19 protein-coding genes and 1 pseudogene are annotated in these 15904 nt (G+C 71.1%); 5 read left to right on the top strand and 15 right to left on the bottom strand.

Translation table 11 applies throughout. The features are described from left to right. Positions 1–151 precede the first annotated feature (151 nt). Entirely contained in the window at positions 152–703 is a 552-nt protein-coding gene (locus ACFWM2_RS00965; RefSeq protein WP_383271603.1) for a type 1 glutamine amidotransferase domain-containing protein, read from the top strand. Between the two features lie 62 nt (positions 704–765). On the opposite strand, the gene ACFWM2_RS00960 is transcribed toward ACFWM2_RS00965, so the two are convergent. After that, on the bottom strand, positions 766–984 hold the full coding sequence (locus ACFWM2_RS00960) for a DUF6158 family protein (protein ID WP_383271601.1): 219 nt from the start codon (positions 982–984) through the stop codon (positions 766–768). 224 nt (positions 985–1208) lie between these two features. Next, a complete protein-coding gene (locus ACFWM2_RS00955) occupies positions 1209–2828 on the bottom strand; it encodes an ATP-binding cassette domain-containing protein (protein WP_383271599.1) in 1620 nt (539 codons plus the stop codon). 177 nt (positions 2829–3005) lie between these two features. Between ACFWM2_RS00955 and ACFWM2_RS00950 the strand changes: the two are divergent. From ACFWM2_RS00950 to ACFWM2_RS00940, 3 genes and pseudogenes are all read left to right on the top strand, one after another. Next, positions 3006–3644 (top strand): annotated as a pseudogene (locus ACFWM2_RS00950) (phosphatase PAP2 family protein); the annotation flags it as partial. A 165-nt stretch (positions 3645–3809) separates the two neighbouring features. Beyond that, positions 3810–4631, top strand: a complete 822-nt coding sequence (locus ACFWM2_RS00945) for a methyltransferase domain-containing protein (RefSeq protein WP_383271597.1) — start codon at positions 3810–3812, stop codon at positions 4629–4631. A gap of 41 nt (positions 4632–4672) precedes the next feature. Continuing rightward, the gene (locus ACFWM2_RS00940; protein WP_383271595.1) at positions 4673–4843 is read left to right on the top strand and encodes a hydrophobic protein; all 171 of its coding nucleotides are present in this window, start codon (positions 4673–4675) and stop codon (positions 4841–4843) included. A gap of 47 nt (positions 4844–4890) precedes the next feature. Here ACFWM2_RS00940 and ACFWM2_RS00935 read toward each other — a convergent pair whose 3' ends face one another. The 13 genes from ACFWM2_RS00935 to ACFWM2_RS00875 are packed head-to-tail and all read right to left on the bottom strand — an operon-like array spanning position 4891 to position 14685. After that, the gene (locus ACFWM2_RS00935; RefSeq protein ID WP_383271593.1) at positions 4891–5202 is read right to left on the bottom strand and encodes a gas vesicle protein K; all 312 of its coding nucleotides are present in this window, start codon (positions 5200–5202) and stop codon (positions 4891–4893) included. Then, complete coding sequence (locus ACFWM2_RS00930; protein WP_383271591.1) at positions 5199–5387, bottom strand: gas vesicle protein; 189 nt, start codon at positions 5385–5387, stop codon at positions 5199–5201. The genes ACFWM2_RS00935 and ACFWM2_RS00930 overlap by 4 nt, the downstream gene beginning before the upstream one ends. Then, positions 5384–6175 (bottom strand): GvpL/GvpF family gas vesicle protein, encoded by a 792-nt coding sequence (locus tag ACFWM2_RS00925; protein WP_383271589.1) that lies wholly within the window; start codon positions 6173–6175, stop codon positions 5384–5386. The genes ACFWM2_RS00930 and ACFWM2_RS00925 overlap by 4 nt, the downstream gene beginning before the upstream one ends. Beyond that, the gene (locus ACFWM2_RS00920) at positions 6172–6537 is read right to left on the bottom strand and encodes a gas vesicle protein (RefSeq protein WP_383271587.1); all 366 of its coding nucleotides are present in this window, start codon (positions 6535–6537) and stop codon (positions 6172–6174) included. The genes ACFWM2_RS00925 and ACFWM2_RS00920 overlap by 4 nt, the downstream gene beginning before the upstream one ends. Next, positions 6534–7640 carry an SRPBCC family protein gene (locus ACFWM2_RS00915; RefSeq protein ID WP_383271585.1) on the bottom strand — a complete coding sequence of 369 codons (1107 nt, stop codon included), beginning with the start codon at positions 7638–7640 and terminating at the stop codon, positions 6534–6536. Before ACFWM2_RS00915 ends, ACFWM2_RS00920 begins: the two co-directional genes overlap by 4 nt. Further along, entirely contained in the window at positions 7633–8355 is a 723-nt protein-coding gene (locus ACFWM2_RS00910; protein WP_383271583.1) for a DNA primase, read from the bottom strand. The genes ACFWM2_RS00915 and ACFWM2_RS00910 overlap by 8 nt, the downstream gene beginning before the upstream one ends. Beyond that, complete coding sequence (locus ACFWM2_RS00905; protein WP_383271581.1) at positions 8352–8615, bottom strand: gas vesicle protein GvpG; 264 nt, start codon at positions 8613–8615, stop codon at positions 8352–8354. Before ACFWM2_RS00905 ends, ACFWM2_RS00910 begins: the two co-directional genes overlap by 4 nt. A 4-nt stretch (positions 8616–8619) precedes the next feature. Next, on the bottom strand, positions 8620–9390 hold the full coding sequence (locus ACFWM2_RS00900) for a GvpL/GvpF family gas vesicle protein (protein ID WP_383271579.1): 771 nt from the start codon (positions 9388–9390) through the stop codon (positions 8620–8622). Beyond that, the gene (locus tag ACFWM2_RS00895) at positions 9387–9824 is read right to left on the bottom strand and encodes a gas vesicle structural protein GvpA (RefSeq protein ID WP_383271577.1); all 438 of its coding nucleotides are present in this window, start codon (positions 9822–9824) and stop codon (positions 9387–9389) included. The genes ACFWM2_RS00900 and ACFWM2_RS00895 overlap by 4 nt, the downstream gene beginning before the upstream one ends. A 49-nt stretch (positions 9825–9873) precedes the next feature. After that, on the bottom strand, positions 9874–10239 hold the full coding sequence (locus ACFWM2_RS00890) for a gas vesicle protein (protein ID WP_383274039.1): 366 nt from the start codon (positions 10237–10239) through the stop codon (positions 9874–9876). Positions 10240–10299: 60 nt separating this feature from the next. After that, positions 10300–11220 (bottom strand): non-homologous end-joining DNA ligase, encoded by a 921-nt coding sequence (gene ligD, locus ACFWM2_RS00885; RefSeq protein ID WP_383271575.1) that lies wholly within the window; start codon positions 11218–11220, stop codon positions 10300–10302. 40 nt (positions 11221–11260) lie between these two features. Next, positions 11261–13108, bottom strand: a complete 1848-nt coding sequence (locus ACFWM2_RS00880; RefSeq protein ID WP_383271573.1) for a transketolase — start codon at positions 13106–13108, stop codon at positions 11261–11263. A 5-nt stretch (positions 13109–13113) separates the two neighbouring features. Beyond that, complete coding sequence (locus ACFWM2_RS00875) at positions 13114–14685, bottom strand: FAD-dependent oxidoreductase (RefSeq protein WP_383271571.1); 1572 nt, start codon at positions 14683–14685, stop codon at positions 13114–13116. A gap of 177 nt (positions 14686–14862) precedes the next feature. Here ACFWM2_RS00875 and ACFWM2_RS00870 point away from each other — a divergent pair, with 177 nt between their 5' ends. Beyond that, positions 14863–15828, top strand: coding sequence for an LLM class F420-dependent oxidoreductase (locus ACFWM2_RS00870; protein ID WP_383271569.1), 966 nt, complete (start codon positions 14863–14865; stop codon positions 15826–15828). The last annotated feature ends 76 nt before the right edge of the window (positions 15829–15904 follow it).

Here is a 15904-nt window from a genome sequence, read left to right as displayed (position 1 = left end):
ACGGGGGGGGGGGGGGGGGGGGGGGGGGGGGGGGGGGGGGGGGGGGGGGGGGGGAGGGGGGGGGGGGGGGGGGGGGGAAAACGCCGGGGTTGGGGGGGGGGCCTGGGAGGAGACCCGCCCCCGGCAGGCCGGGAAACGAGATGGAGCAAGCATGCGTATCGCATTCCTCGTGGCGCCGGAGGGCGTCGAGCAGATCGAACTCACCGATCCCTGGCAGGCGGTCACCGACGCGGGCCACGAGCCCGTGCTCGTGTCGACGGAGCCGGGGCGGATCCAGGCCTTCGACCACCTGGACAAGGCGGACACGTTTCCCGTGGACAAGGTCGTCGGCGACGTCCGGGCCGAGTCGTTCGACGGGCTCATCCTGCCGGGCGGTGTCGCCAACCCGGACATGCTGCGCACGGACGAGCAGGCCGTGGCCTTCGTCCGCGGTTTCTTCGACTCGGGGCGCCCGGTGGCCGCGATCTGCCATGCCCCGTGGACGCTCGTCGAGGCGGACGTCGTCTCGGGCCGGGTCCTCACCTCGTGGCCCAGCCTGCGCACGGACATCCGCAACGCGGGCGGCACCTGGGTCGACGAGCAGGTGCAGATCTGCGACCACGGCCCCAACACGCTGGTGACCAGTCGCAAGCCGGACGATCTGAAGGCGTTCGACGAGGCCGTGCTGGCCGAGTTCGCCAAGGCGTCGTCGAAGTCGGCGTGAGCGTCCCGAACCTCAGGTCCTGAGACCCGTGCCGTCACAGGCCCTCAGGACCTGAGCGGAGGTCATCTCTCCCGCGCGCCCTCGCGGGTCCGGCCGGCTGCGATCGGGCGGCGCGGGTTGCGGCGCAGATACTCGCCCTCCAGCTGCGCCATGCGTTCGTTGTGCATCCGCAGGGCGTCGTTGGAACCGTGCAGAAGCGTGTCGTGACGGGTGCGGTGGATCGTCTCCAGCTCCTTCATGAGCTGCAGGTCGTCCAGCCGGTCCGGGTCGACTCCGGTCATCGTGGTACCCCGATCGTCGTGCTGCGTCCGTGCGGTCCGGGTACCCGCCCGGCACGCGCTGACCCCGAGCGGCCTCCGGGAGGGAGCCGTGGATGTCGCCTCTCCCTCCACTCTACGAAGATCCCGCGCCCCGGGCCTCCGTGCACGGCGAGCGGGGCGCCCGTCGCCCCGGGCCGCGACCAGGACCGGGACCCGGACCCGGACCCGGACCCGGACCCCAGGGCCTACCGGGCGCGCTCCACCCGCCGCTCGTCCCACACCGGCTCGGTGGTCTCGCGCAGCCGGCCGTCCGAGCCGAAGACCAGATAGCGGTCGAAGGACCGGGCGAACCAGCGGTCGTGGGTGACCGACAGGACCGTCCCCTCGTACGCCTCCAGACCCTCCTGGAGTGCTTCCGCCGACTCCAGGTCGAGGTTGTCGGTCGGCTCGTCGAGCAGCAGGGCCGTCGAGCCCTCCAGTTCGAGCAGCAGGATCTGGAAACGGGCCTGCTGCCCGCCGGACAGCCTGTCGAAGCGCTGCTCGGCCTGGGCGGTCAGCTCGTAGCGGCGCAGCCGGGACATGGCGGCGCCGCGGTCCTGGGAGTGCTCGCTCCAGAGGATGTCGAGCAGGGTGCGCCCCTCCAGCTCGGGGTGGGCGTGCGTCTGCGCGAAGTGTCCGGCCACGACGCGCGCGCCGAGCTTCCACTCCCCCGTGTGCGCCACCTCGCCGCCGGCCAGCAGCCGCAGGAAGTGCGACTTGCCCGAGCCGTTGGAGCCGAGCACGGCCACCCGCTCGCCGTAGAACACCTCCAGGTCGAACGGTTTCATCAGACCGGTGAGTTCAAGGCCCTTGCAGGTGATGGCCCGGACGCCGGTACGGCCGCCGTGCAGCCGCATCGTGATGTCCTGCTCGCGCGGCGGCTCCGGCGGCGGACCCGCCTCCTCGAACTTCCTCAGCCGGGTCTGCGCCGCCTGGTAGCGGGACGCCAGCTCATGGCTGATGGAGGCCGCCTGACGCAGATTCAGCACGAGCTTCTTCAGCTGGGCGTGCTTCTCGTCCCAGCGGCGCCGCAGCTCCTCGAAGCGGGCGAAGCGCTCCCGTCGTGCCTCGTGGTACGTCGCGAAGCCGCTCCCGTGCACCCAGGCGTCCGCGCCCGTGGGGCTGGGCTCGACGCTCACGATCTTCTCGGCGGCGCGGGCGAGCAGTTCCCGGTCGTGGGAGACGAAGAGAACGGTCTTGCGGGTCTCCTTGAGCCGCTCCTCCAGCCAGCGCTTGCCCGGGACGTCGAGGTAGTTGTCCGGTTCGTCGAGGAGCAGCACCTCGTCGGTGCCGCGCAGCAGGGCTTCGAGGACGAGCCGCTTCTGTTCACCGCCGGACAGCGTCCGCACCTGGCGCCACTGCGCCTTCTCGTACGGGACGCCGAGCGCGGCCGTGGTGCACATGTCCCAGAGCGTCTCGGACTCGTAGCCGTGCACCTCGGCCCAGTCGGAGAGCGCCTGCGCGTACCGCAGCTGGGAGGCCTCGTCGTCGACGGTCACCATCGCGTGCTCGGCCGCGTCGACGGCCCGGGCGGCCTCGCGGATGCGGGGCGGGGCGACGGACACGAGCAGCTCTCGTACGGTCGTCTCGTCGCGGACCGAGCCGACGAACTGGCGCATCACGCCGAGGCCGCCGCCCACGGTGACCGTTCCGCCGTGCGGTTTGAGCTCTCCCGCGATCATGCGCAGGAGCGTGGTCTTGCCGGCTCCGTTGGGGCCCACCAGGGCCACGACGGCTCCTTCTCCCACTCGGAACGACACGTCGCCGAGCAGCGGCCTCCCGTCGGGGAGGTAGTACTCAAGATGCGCGGCTTCGAGGTGTCCCATGGGGAGGCATTGTCCGGGCACCCGGTGCCACGGGGCAAACGCATAACCGTCCCGGGCGTCGCAGCCCCCGGGGGCTCCGTCTCCCGGGACCCCGTTGTCGCGCGCGCTCGTCCTCGACCGCCGGACGGGCTGAACCCGCCCTCGCAAAGATCGCCTCGCCCTGGGTACCCGCTCCGCATGACCCCAGATGTCGACCTCACCGTCCGCCCCCCGGGCCCCCACGTCCTGCGCGACCGGCTCCTGGCCGCGGACTGCCGACTCTTCGAGGCGGTGGCGGCCCGGCACTGGCCGGGCGGCGACCGTCTGCTCCCCCGGCTGACCCGGAGCGCGAACCACGGCGTGCTGTGGTTCGCCACCGCGGCGGCGCTCGCGGCGACCCGTTCCCCCACGGCCCGCAGAGCCGCCGCCCGCGGCCTCGCCTCACTGACTCTGGCGTCCGCCACGATCAACACCGTCGGCAAGCGGTCGGTACGGCGGACCCGTCCCGCCCTGGACCCCGTACCGCTGATCCGACAGCTGAAGCGCCAGCCGATCACCACGTCGTTCCCGTCGGGCCACTCCGCATCGGCGGCCGCCTTCGCGACCGGTGTGGCGCTGGAGTCCCGCGGCTGGGGTGCGGCGGTGGCGCCGGTGGCCGCCGCGGTCGCGCTGTCCCGTGTCTACACGGGCGTGCACTTCCCGAGCGATGTACTCGCCGGCGCGGCCCTGGGGGTGGGCGCCGCGTACGTCGTCAGGGCCCTGCTCCCGGACCGGGCACGCGCGGACGCGGACCCCGGGGTGGCGAGGCCTGGCGGTCACCCGGCCGGTCCTGCCGGTTCCCCGCAGAACGCGCTGAGCGGCGCACCGACCGCATGATGAGACGCCGGTCTCATCATGCGACATGACGACGTACGGTGATGCACCTGCGGCCACCGCCCCGCGGAGCAGCGGCTCCGCGGGGTTCGTGCGCCGCCAACTCGTACGCGAGAAGGGGAAACCGTCATGCCGAAGCCGCGGGAGACCGCCGTCTACACGCACGGCCACCACGAGTCCGTACTGCGCTCGCACACCTGGCGCACGGCCGCCAACTCGGCCGGTTACCTCCTCGGCTCGCTGAAGCCCCACATGAAGATCCTGGACATCGGCTGCGGTCCGGGCACGATCACCGCCGATCTGGCGGCCCTGGTACCCGACGGCCATGTCACCGGCGTCGACCGGGCGCCGGACATCCTGGAACAGGCCCGCACCACGGCCGCCGACCGCGGCCTGCGGAACGTCGGCTTCGCGGTGGCCGACGTCCACGCACTGGACTACCCGGACGACACCTTCTGCGTGGTGCACGCCCACCAGGTGCTCCAGCACGTGGGCGACCCGGTGCGGGCCCTGCGTGAGATGGTCCGGGTCACCAGGCCGGGCGGGTTCATCGCGGTCCGGGACTCGGACTACTCGGCGATGACCTGGTATCCGCGCTCACCGGGCATGGACGACTGGCTGGAGCTGTATCTGCGGGTCGCCCGCGCCAACGGCGGTGAGCCGGACGCGGGCCGCCGGCTGAAGTCCTGGGCCCTGCGCGCCGGCCTCACGGACATCACCGCCACATCGAGCACCTGGACCTTCGCCACCGCGGAAGAACGCCAGTGGTGGAGCGGCCTGTGGGCGGACCGCACGCTCGCCTCGGCCTACGCGGAGCGGGCCACGGAGAGCGGCCACGCGACCACGGAGCGGCTGCGGGCCGTATCGGAGGCCTGGCGCGCGTGGGGCCGGCAGGAGGACGGCTGGTTCGCCGTCCTGCACGGAGAAATTCTCTGCCGAAAGAACGTCTAATTCCCACCTTTCGGGAAACTCGGCGCAGCAGGAGGTTCACTATGGTTCCCATCCTGCTGGTGCTGCTTCTGGTGCTGATTCTCTTCGGCGCCGGATTCGCGCTGAAAATCCTGTGGTGGATTGCCCTGGTCGTTCTCGTGCTGTGGCTACTGGGATTCCTGGTACGCGGTACGAGTTCCGGCGGAGGCAGGGGTCGCTGGTATCGCTGGTAACCCGTTGCAGTCACTTGCAGTCCCGGACCGCTGCGATCTCCGGGGAGTCACTCCCTGGGGAGCAGCGGTCCCAACGGCCCGAGGTCCAGATTCAGGTCCTCGGGCCGCAGTCCGTAGCGCTCGCGCAGCTCGGTCATACGGTCGTCGAGCAGCATCAGGGTGAGGCCGATGCGCTCCTCCTGGTCCTCGGACAGCTCCCCGGTGTCGAAGCGCCGCACGGCCTGCCGCTCCATGAGCTGCCGCAGCAGCTCCACCACGGTCAGGACGAGCTTGACGAGGTCGCGCTCGACGGTGTCCGGTTCTAGTTCCAGCCGGTTCTTCCCGGTCGTCCTTCCGGACTCGGTGGTCTTGCCGGTCACAGCGACTCCTGCCAGGGCGAGGGGACTTGCTCGTTCACCGAGCTGATGAGCGCGTTCAGATCGATACGGACCAGGTCGACGTCCGCGATCCGCAGCGTGAGGTCGCCGGTGATGACGACGCCGCCCGCGAGCAGCCGGTCGAGCAGGTCGACGAGGGCCACCTCCCGGCGTTCCACGACGGTCACAGCCCCGACTCCCCCGTCACGCCGCCCGCGTCGGCCTCCTCAAGACCGGCGAACGAGTACGCGGCCCACGGCCCGGTGAGTTCCACCCGCAGGCCCGCCTCCTCGTCCTTCGTACGGTCCACCAGTTCCACAAAGGCCTCCGAGTCGGAACGCGGCACCAGATAGGCCGCGTTGAGCACGTTGCGGCCCGATTCACGGGAAAGCGCGGAATTCTGGGGCGCATGCAGCCGGGCGTCTTCCGCATGTCCGGAAAGGGTGCCGTGCAGGCGGCGCGCGAACTTCTCGGCGCTTTCCCACATTTCCTCGTGCGCCCGGGCCTTCATTCGGCGCTGGCGCAGATAGTCCCGGCCCGTCGCGGCTTTCGCCGGCGTCCCGGAAGCCTCCGCGCTCTCCGCCTCGGCATAGACCTTGACGCCCCATTCCACCCGGCCGTCGAGCCGGTCGAGCGTGCGCCGGAACGCGTCCTCGCGCTCCTCCATCATGGTGCGCAGACCGCTGTCGTCCCGGAACACGGTGGCGAGCCGGAGCGGCAGCGGGGTGGTGACGGCGGTGAGCGCGTCGATCACACTCTGGTGGGCCCGAGCGGTCGCGCTGAGCCAGTCCAGGTCCTCGAGATGGTGCCGCAGCGGCTCCTCGGCGAAGTCCCGCTCCGGCACCGTACTGACGACGGCGATCAGCCCGTGGTGCTCCAACTGCCCGGGGGGCGCGCCCGCGACGCCCGTCACATCGGTCTGCAGGGCCGCGCCGAAGGGACGGCAGACGGCGTAGACGTACCGCAGCCCGGTCATGGGGCCTCCTTCTCGGTACGGCCGCGCTCCAGCTGTTCGTCGCCGGCGCGGCCGCGCCCCGATTGCTCCAGCTCCGCGAGATGAGCACGCAACTCGGCGTTCTCGCGGGCCAGTTGATTGTGGTGCGCGCGGGAGGACAGGGCCGGATCGTCCTCCCACCAGTCGATCCCCATCTCCTTCGCCTTGTCGACGGAGGCGACGATGAGCCGCAGCTTGATCGTGAGGAGCTCGATGTCGAGCAGATTGATCCGGATGTCTCCCGCGATCACGATGCCCTTGTCGAGCACCCGCTCCAGGATGTCGGCGAGATTGGCGCCGCCGCCCTGTCCGTACGGCTCAGGGATGCGACCGGGCGTCGTCATCGGCGACTCCCGCTCGCGGCCGCCTCAGCGGGCTCGTCCTCGTACTCTTCTTCGCCCTCGTCGTACGCGGCCGGCTCGTCCTCCTCAATGTACTCGCCGTCCTCCTCCTCGTCCTCGTAGGAGTCCTCCGGCTCGTCCTCCGGGGTCTCGTCGGCGGCTTCCGCCTCCGCGGTCTCCTCGTCGGGCTCTTCCTCGTACTCGTCCTCGGCGCCGTCCTCCGCCGAGGCCTCGCTCTGCTCCTCCTCGAGGGCGTCCTCGTGGCTGCGCACGACCTCGCCGTCGCGGATCTCGCCGCGCCAGCCGTCGTCCGCCTCGCCCTTGATCGTGATGAACCGGGCGAAGTTCTTCAGGTCGAGCCGCGCCCGGCGGCCCTGGGCGCGCCAGATGTTGCCGGTCTTCTCGAAGAGTCCCTTGGGGTAGTACTCGAGGACCAGCAGGACACGTGTGAGGTTCTCCGCCAGCTCGTGGAAGGAGACGACGCCCTTCGAGGAACCCTTGGCGCCCTCCGACGTCCAGGAGATCCGGTCGTCCGCCACCTGCTCGGTGGTGTGCGCCTTCCAGCTCCGGTTGGACCAGAAGATCTTCATCTGCCAGTCGGAGGTGGTGTCGTCGGCGCGGTTCGCGCTCTTGACGCCCTTCGCGAAGGTGCTGAAGTCCTGGTACTGGGTCCACTGGTCGTAGGCGGTGCGCAGCGGCACGCCGACATCGATGAACTCCATGATGACCGTGGGCTTCTTGCCGGCGCCGCCCTTCTTGCGCCCCTTGCCACCGACCATGTTCTTGAACGCGCCGACCACGCTGTCCTTGGCCCGGCCCGCGCCCAGTTCCACCGCGGACCGCAACGGCCCCTTGCCCTCGGCGAGTTTGCGGCCGCCGTCGAGGGCGAGCTTGGCGAAGCCGGGGCTGTTGCCCTCGGCGATGTCGTTGAGCTTGCCGGTCGTCTCGCCGAGCTTGTGCCCGACCCCGACCAGCAGCCGCTGGGCCTGGGCGGCCAGGTACTCCTGGACCTCCGACTTCAGCCGGTCGGCCGCCTCGCTCTGCACGACGCCCGTGACCGGATTGTCCTTCGCATGCTTCGTCGCGGATCCGAGGGTGTCAGTCATCGTTGCCGCCTCCCTCCGACTGGCGGCTCCGCGCCGGGCGGCGCGTGGCGGTCTTCGCCGCGGCCGTCTTCTTCGCGGGAGCCTTCTTGGCCGTACTCGACGCCGTCTTCTTCGCCGCCGTCCTCTTCGCCGGAGCCTTGCGGGCCGCCGTCTTCTTGGCGGAACCCTGCTTCTGCGCCGTCTTCTTGGCGGGGGCCTTCTTCGCGGGAGCCTTCTTGCGCCGGCGCGGCTCGGGCCGCTCCTCGGCGGACTCCCGCTCGGGGGCCTCGTCGTCGTCGCGGTCGTCCGGCTCGTCGTACTCGTCGTCCGGCTCGTCCGCGTCGTCGTACTCGGCGGCCTCCGCGTCGTCCTCGTGGCCCTCGTCGTCCTCCTGGTCCAGGCCGGGCACGTCGGGGACGACCCCGGCGAGCTGGTCCCGCACCTCGGCGGTCCGTCCGTGCAGCCGGTCGGCGAGACCCTCGATCTGCCGCTCGACCAGCGCGCCGGAGGCGGCCTTTCCGACTCCCCGCAGGTCCTGCCGCAGCTGGTCTCCGATCTCCTTGAACTGCGGGTTGTTCTGCAGTTGCTGAGAGACCAGATCCGCGAGGGCCCGCGGGCTGAGATGCAGCCGCTTGCCGGCCACCATGGTGCCGACCGCGAAGGCCAGCTTCATCTTCTTGGTACGTCCGAGGAAGTACCCGGCCCCTACCGCGAGGCCCAGTCCTAGTCGATTCATCGTATGGTCCCGTTGTCCGTTCCCACGCGTGGGCGCAGGCCGATTTCCAGCCGGTCGAGGAGTTCGTCCTCGAGCCGGTCGAACTCTTCGTCGTCGATCTCTCCTGCCTCCAGCCGCTTCTCCAGCTGGGCCAGTTCGGCTCGGACCGCTGCCGGGTCGTAGTACTGGCGCTCGGCCTCGGCCACCACCTGATTCACCGCCCAGAGGCTGCCGCGCACCGGGGCGAACGGCAGCATCAGCACCTCGCCGATCAGTCCCATGGGCTCACTCGCCGCCCGTCTCCGCACCCGTCAGGGTGTCCGCGTGCTGGGCGGGTCCGGGCTCGACGAAGCTGTACGGCGGCAGCGGTCCGTTGACGCGCAGTTCGAGGTGCGGCTGCCCGGTGCGGATCTGCTCGACGGCGGTGAGGAACACATCGGCCGACTTGCGCTCCACCAGGAACGACAGGTTGGCCAGCCAGCCGGTGGACTCGGGTCCCGCGCTCACGGCGTCCGCGACCGGCTCCAGCGTGCGCTGGATTCCCGCCGCGTCCTCGGCCTCGCGGGCCTGCAGCGCGGCCACGACCATCTCGCCGAGCCGCATCTTGTCCTCGTGGCTGCCGCCGCCGGCCTGCCGGTTCGCCTCGGTGTAGGCCCGTATCTCCGGGTTCTCGCTCATCACCCGGTGCAGCACGGCCTCTTCGTCGTGGCTGGCCTTGATGTTGTACTCGACCTTGCCGGCCAGCGTCCTGAGCCGCTCCTGGTAGTGCTCCGCCCGTTCGGCGAGCACCCCGAGCACGGACTCGTCGTCGGCCGCGACGCTGCCGAAGCGCATGGGCAGCACCGAGCCGCCACCGCCCGCCTCGCCCAGCACGTTCTGGTGGGCGAGCAGGTCCCGGCGCTTGGGGCGCAGCCCCTCGGGGGCGTCGCTGACGATGGCCGCCAGTTCGCCCTCCTTGAGGATGCGCACGGGACGGGCGGGTTCACCGACGCCGTTCATGCCCTCGGGGAGCGAAGTGTGCGAGCTCTCGGTGATGCCGTAGACGTACGTACTCACTCGCTCTCCTCCTTACGGCGCGAAGCCGCGGTCTTCCGGGCACGCGGCCGCGAAGCGGACCGGGACTCGGACTGGCCCTCGTCGCGGGACTGCTTGAAGGCGTCGGAGATGGTCTCGGCGGCGCCGGACAGCGCCCCCTTGGACTTGCCGCGCGCACCGGACTCGGTGAGCTCGCCCATCAGGTCGGGCAGCCCGGGGTTCTTGTGCGGGCCGGCCTCCAGGTCGAGGCGGTTGCATGCCTCGGCGAAACGCAGATAGGTGTCGACGCTGGCGATGACGACACGTACGTCGATCTTCAGGATCTCGATGCCGACGAGGGAGACCCGCACGAACGCGTCGATGACGATTCCTCGGTCGAGGACGAGCTCCAAGACGTCGTACAGGCCACTGGTGCCGCCCGATCCGCCTGATTGCTGTGCCGGGACTACGGTCATACCGAGGGTCCTCCTTGTCTGTGGGTGTCTGCACGGGAGTGCGGTCCGTCTATCGACCGCCGGGCCTGCGTGTCTCGGCCCTCCCCCGTTCGTAGCGGCGGACTCGGCGGTAACCGGTGAGCTCGCCGTCCTGGTCGAGTTCCACCTGGTAAGTCGCCAGCAGGCTCATCGTGTCCGGGATCTTGGCCATTTCCAGGACCTCGACCTCCAGGGCCCAGCCGTCCTCGGTGCGTTCGAACGACGACACCGATTCGGCCTCCGCGCCAGTGAGCTCGGCCAATTGGGTGCGCGCCTGACGCAGCACCTCCATGGGTCTCAACTGGCCGTCCGCCCCGCCTGCTTCCTTGTTGTTGTTGCCGCTCCGGGAAGAGTTCTGTGAATTCTGTGATTTGGATGTGTTCGATGTGTTCGACATGGCCACCTCGAACACCGGGTGCTCGCTCGTGCGTTGGCCAAACCTTAAGGATCGCGAGTCTCAGCCACGCAGGGCGTCGAGCCGGCGCCTGGCCGGGCCCAGTGCGCGCCCGTGGCTCATCAGGCCGGCCCAGGGATTCGTGCGGGCCTGGTCGACGGCGTCGGCGATCGTCCAGCGGCGGGCGTGCAGGCGCGAGTCGTCGAGCTGGCCCCAGGAAATGGGGACGGCGACGGGGGCGCCGGGCAGGGCGCGGACGCTGAAGGGGGCCACGGCAGTCTGCGCGTAGGCGTTGCGCTGGATGTCGAGGTAGAGCCGGTCTCCGCGGTCCTTCTTGCGGGCCGCGGTGGTGAACCGGTCGGGGTGGGCGTCGGCGAGGGCGTCGGCGGCGTCCTTGGCGAACGCGCGCACCTCGTCGAAGTCGTGGTGTCCGTTGAGGGGCACCACGACGTGCAGCCCCCGCGAGCCGGTCGTCATCAGCGCCGAGGGGAGCTTCAGCTCGTCCAGCAGCTCACCGAGGAACACGGCGGCGTCCCGCACCACGCCGAAATCGTCCGTACTCGGGTCCAGGTCGAAGACCATCCGGTCGGGCCGGTCGATCCGGTCGGCCCTGGACAGCCAGCGGTGCAGCGTGAGGCAGGCCTGGTCGGCGAGGTAGACGAGCGTGGCCGCGTCCTCGCAGACGGGGTGCAGGACCGTACCGCCCTCCTTGGGCACCTCCACGCGCCGGATCCACTCGGGATAGTGGTCCGGGGTGTTCTTCTGCATGAACGTGGGCCCGCCGAGCCCGTCGGGGCGCCGCTCCAGCATCAGCGGCCGGCCCCGCAGATGCGGGAGCATGAAAGGGGCGACGGCCCGGTAGTACCCGATGACGTCGTCCTTCGTGTACTCCTTGGCCCGCCCCTCCCCGGGGAACAGCACCTTCTCCGGCCGGTGGACCTCCACGCTGCGGCGGCCGACGCGCATGGTCCGTGCGCTGCTCATCCTGCTCCTCCCCTTCCAGCGGCCGACGGGCCCCTGCTGGTCAGCGCACGACGGCTTGTTCCACCAGCAGCCGCACCGACGCCGCGATCGACTCCGCGTCGATGCCCGCGGCGTGCAGCTGCTCCTCCGGGGAAGCCGAACCCGGCATGGACCGGACGGCGAGGCGCACCAGGCGCGGGGTGGGGCCGCCGTCGACGAAGGCGTCGAGCACCGCGTCGCCGAGGCCGCCCTCCTCCCGGTGGTCCTCGACCGTGAGCAGGCAGCCGGTGTGTTCGGCGGCCTCGCGCAGGGTGCCGCGGTCGACGGGCTTGACCGAGTAGAGGTCGATCACCCGCACCTGGATGCCCTCGGCGTCGAGCGTCTGCGCGGCGGCCAGCGCCTCGTGGACGGTGACACCGGCCGCGACGACGGTCAGCCGGTCGTCGTCGGAGGCGCGCAGCACCTTGCTGCCGCCGACCGGGAAATCCTCGGTGGGGCTGTAGATGACGGGGGCTTCCCCGCGGGAGGTGCGCAGATAGCGGACGCCCTCCAGGTCGGCCATGGCACCGACGAGCTTCGCCGTCTGGTTGGCGTCGCACGGGTACAGCACGGTCGAGCCGTACACCGACCGGAACATCGCCAGGTCCTCCAGACCCATCTGCGAGGGCCCGTCCTGGCCGATGGAGACACCCGCGTGCGAGCCGACGAGGTTGATGCCGGCGCCGCTGATCGACGCCATCCGCACGAAGTCGTGGGCACGGGTGAGGAACGCGGCGAACGTCGAGACGTACGGCACCCAGCCGCGTGCCGCCATGCCGACCGCGGCCGCGACCAGCTGCTGCTCGGCGATGTAGCACTCGAAGAAGCGGTCCGGGTACTCCTTGGCGAAGAACTCGGCACGCGTCGAGTCGCTCACCTCGCCGTCCAGGGCGACGACGTCACCGCGTGCGGTGCCGAGCGCGGCGAGCGCCTGCCCGTAGGCGTTGCGGGTGGCCACCTCGTCACCGGTCTCGTAGCGCGGCAGCTCCACGTGGCCCGCGCGCACGGCGTGCAGGATCCGTGCGGCCGGCGGCTGCTGGACCTCCACGTGCAGCTCGCGTACGCCGCCGAGCTCGGCGATCGCCTCCTCGGCGTCCGGCAGCGGCTTGCCGTGCAGTCCCTCGCGGTCCTGGACGGACTCGACGCCCTTGCCCTTGAGCGTCCGGGCGAGGATGACGGTCGGCTGCCCGGTGGTGGACTCGGCCTCACCGAAGGCCCGGTCGACGGCGTCGACGTCGTGTCCGTCGACCTCGACCGTGTGCCAGCCGAAGGCCTGGAAGCGGCGTGCGTACGCGTCCAGGTCGTGCCCGTGCCGGGTGGGGCCGCGCTGGCCGAGCCGGTTGACGTCGACGATCGCGGTGAGGTTGTCGAGGTGCTCGTACCCGGCGTGCTCGGCGGCCTCCCACACGGAGCCCTCGGCGAGTTCGCTGTCGCCGCACAGGACCCAGACGCGGTAGCCGGTGCGGTCGAGCCGCTTGCCGGCGAGCGCGATGCCCACTCCGACGGGCAGCCCCTGTCCGAGGGACCCGGTGGCCGTCTCGACCCAGGGCAGCCTGCGGGGCGTCGGGTGTCCTTCGAGCCGGCTGCCGAGCTTGCGGAAGGTGAGCAGCTCGGCGTCACTGATCGCGCCGGCCGCCTTGTACGCGGCGTACAGCAGCGGCGAGGCATGCCCCTTGGAGAGCACGAAGCGGTCGTTGCCGGGGTGCTGGGGGCGGTCGAAGTCGTAGCGCAGGTGATGGGCGAGCAGGACCGCCATCAGGTCGGCGGCGGACATCGAGGACGTGGGGTGTCCGGAGCCCGCGGCATCGGACGCGCGCACACTGTCCACGCGCAACTGCTGGCCGAGCTCGGCGAGCTGACGGGTGTTCATGGCATTCATGAGTCTCCTTCCGCGGGGTTGCCGCGGGTGTCGTCGGCGTGCTTGGGGGAGGCTTTCTGCGCCGCCCTACGGGAAGCGGGCTTGGCGGAGGCTTTTTTCTCCGCCGCTCTACCGGAAGCGGGGGTGACGGACTTACCGGAGGCCTTCTCCGCCGCCGTACCGGAAACGGACTTGCCGGAGGCCTTCTCCGCCGCCGTACCGGAAGCGGGCCTGGCGGGTTCGCCGGAGGTCTCCGGCGAACCGGAGCGAGGGCTGCGGCCGGCTTCCCCCGGCACCCTCGCGAGTTCGGGCGATGCGGTGTCCAGGGGCACGGACCACGAGCGGACCAGGCCCAACTGGACGCCCTGGCGCGGCAGTACGGCATCCAGGAGCCAGTCGGCGGCGACCCGGACGCGGTTGGCCGGCATCGCCGCGAGGTGGTAGCCACGGGTCACCGCGCCGGCGAGCACGCCGGACAGCGGCAGGCCGAGGGGATTGGCCGCGCCCTTCGCGCCGCCGAGGTCCACGGTGAAGCCGAGATCGCGGTGCCGGTAGGCGCGGCGCTCGCCGCTGCCGAGGGAGGCCGCGACATTGCGGGCGGCGACCTTTCCCTGCCGCCAGGCGTGCTGCGCGGTCATCGGCGTGTACTCCCCCGGCTTCTCCAGATCCGGGACCGCCGCCGCGTCCCCGCAGGCGAACACCTCGGGATGTCCCGGGACTTGCAGATACGGGTCGACGAGCAGCCGCCCCTGCTCCTGCGGCCGGCCGAGGCTCTCGACCAGCGGGTCGGGCCGCACACCGACACACCAGACGAGGGTCCGCGTCTCGACGAACTCCCCGTCGCTGAGCCGGACTCCGCTCGGCGTCGCCTCCTGTACTGAGGTCTCCGTCCGCACGTCGACGCCCCGTTCGCGCAGTACCCGGTCGGCGGTGCGGGCGAGCCGCTCGTCCAGACCCGGCAGCACCCGCGGGGCGACGTCGAGCAGTAGCCAGCGGGGCCGCCTGCCCTCGGGCAGGGGCCGCTTGCGGACCAGCTGGTCGGTGAACATCTGCCCCTGCGCGGCGACCTCGGTGCCGGTGTATCCGGCGCCGACGACCACGAAGGTGCAGCGCGAGGCGCAGGTCTTGGGGTCGTCGGCGGCGGCCGCGAGCTCCACCTGCCGGGTCACGTGGTCCCGCAGATACAGCGCCTCGGGCAGCCCCCGGAAGCCGTGCGCGTACTCGGCGACCCCGGGCACGGGCAGCAGCTTGTTGACGCTGCCGACGGCGAGCACGAGACGGTCGTACGCCAGCGTGCCCCCGTCGCCCTCGGGGTCGGTGTAGTGGACGGTGCGCTCATCGAGGTCGATGCGGTCGGCCTCGCCGAGCGCCAGGCGTACGTGCGGCAGGGTCCCGGTGAGGGACACGGTGACGCGGCGGGGTTCCAGGACGCCCGCCGCCACCTGGGGCAGCAGCGGCAGATACAGAAAGTAGTCGGTCGGGTTGAGCAGCGTGATGTCCGCCTTGCCTCCGCTTCGCCGGGACAGCGTGCGGGCCGCCTGGTACCCGGCGAAGCCGGCACCGACGATCACGATCCGGGGTCGAGCCACAGGTTCGCCTCCGACATGGTCACGCGTACGGGCTTACCGCGTCCCCCTGGGCAGGGAGGCCAAACGTCGTGGCGGCCGGGCCGCCGGGTCCGGGGCCGCGCGGCGGCCGGGTTTCGCCGCTGTCGGCAGGGTTACCCGGCCCCTGCCCTGACCAGCACTGTCGCGGAGGTGCCCCCCATGGCCGAGTACGGCTATTTCCTGTCGACCGAGGAGTTCGGTCCCGCGGATCTCGTCGAGCAGGCGCGGATGGCCGAGCAGGCCGGTTTCCAGCGCCTGTGGATCTCGGACCACTATCACCCGTGGAACGAGGCACAGGGCCAGAGCCCGTTCGTGTGGTCGGTGATCGGCGCGCTCTCCGAGGCCGTGTCCCTGCCGGTCCAGACGGCGGTCACCTGCCCGACGGTCCGGATCCACCCGGCGGTGGTGGCACAGGCCGCCGCGACCAGCGCCGTCATGACGAACGGCCGCTTCCGGCTCGGTCTCGGCAGCGGAGAGGCGCTCAACGAGCACATCCTCGGTGACGCCTGGCCGCCCGCGAACATCCGCCTGGAGATGCTGGAGGAGGCGATCCAGGTGATGCGGAACCTCTTCACCGGCGAGGAGGTCAACCACCACGGCACCCACTACACGGTGGAGAACGCCCGCCTCTACACGGTCCCGGACGAGCCGGTCCCCATCGACATCTCCGGCTTCGGCCCCGCGGCGACCGCACTGGCGGCGCGCGTCGGCGACGGCTACATCACGATGACGCCCGATGAGTCGATGGTCGAGCAGTTCCGCAAGGGCGGCGGGGGCGGCAAGCCGGTGAGCGGCGGTACGAAGGTCTGTTACGGCCAGGACCGGGACGAGGCGGTCCGTACGGTCCGCAGGCTCTGGTCCAACCAGCTGCTGCCGGGCGAGATGGGCCAGATCCTGCCGACCCCGCGCCATTTCGAGCAGCTGGAGCCGCTGATCACCGAAGAGATGGTCGGCGAGAACACGGTGTGCGGGGACGACGTCGACGAGCACGTCACCGCCCTCAGCGCCTTCGCCGAGGCCGGCTTCGACCATGTGTACGTCAACCAGATCGGCCCGGACCAGCGCGGTTTCTTCGACTTCTACCGGACGAAGGTGCTGCCGCAGCTACAGCAGGCCGGCCACTGACGGTCGGGCAGTGTGAGTGGGGCACCTGCTTCCGTGCGGAGACCCAACCCTGATTCCCCCCACCCACCACAGTTGC

The sequence above is a fragment of the Streptomyces sp. NPDC058371 genome (assembly GCF_042723265.1).
Lineage (GTDB): Bacteria > Actinomycetota > Actinomycetes > Streptomycetales > Streptomycetaceae > Streptomyces.
The sequence above is the reverse complement of the archived record's forward strand: the minus strand, read 5'-3'. Positions and strand labels throughout refer to the sequence as shown.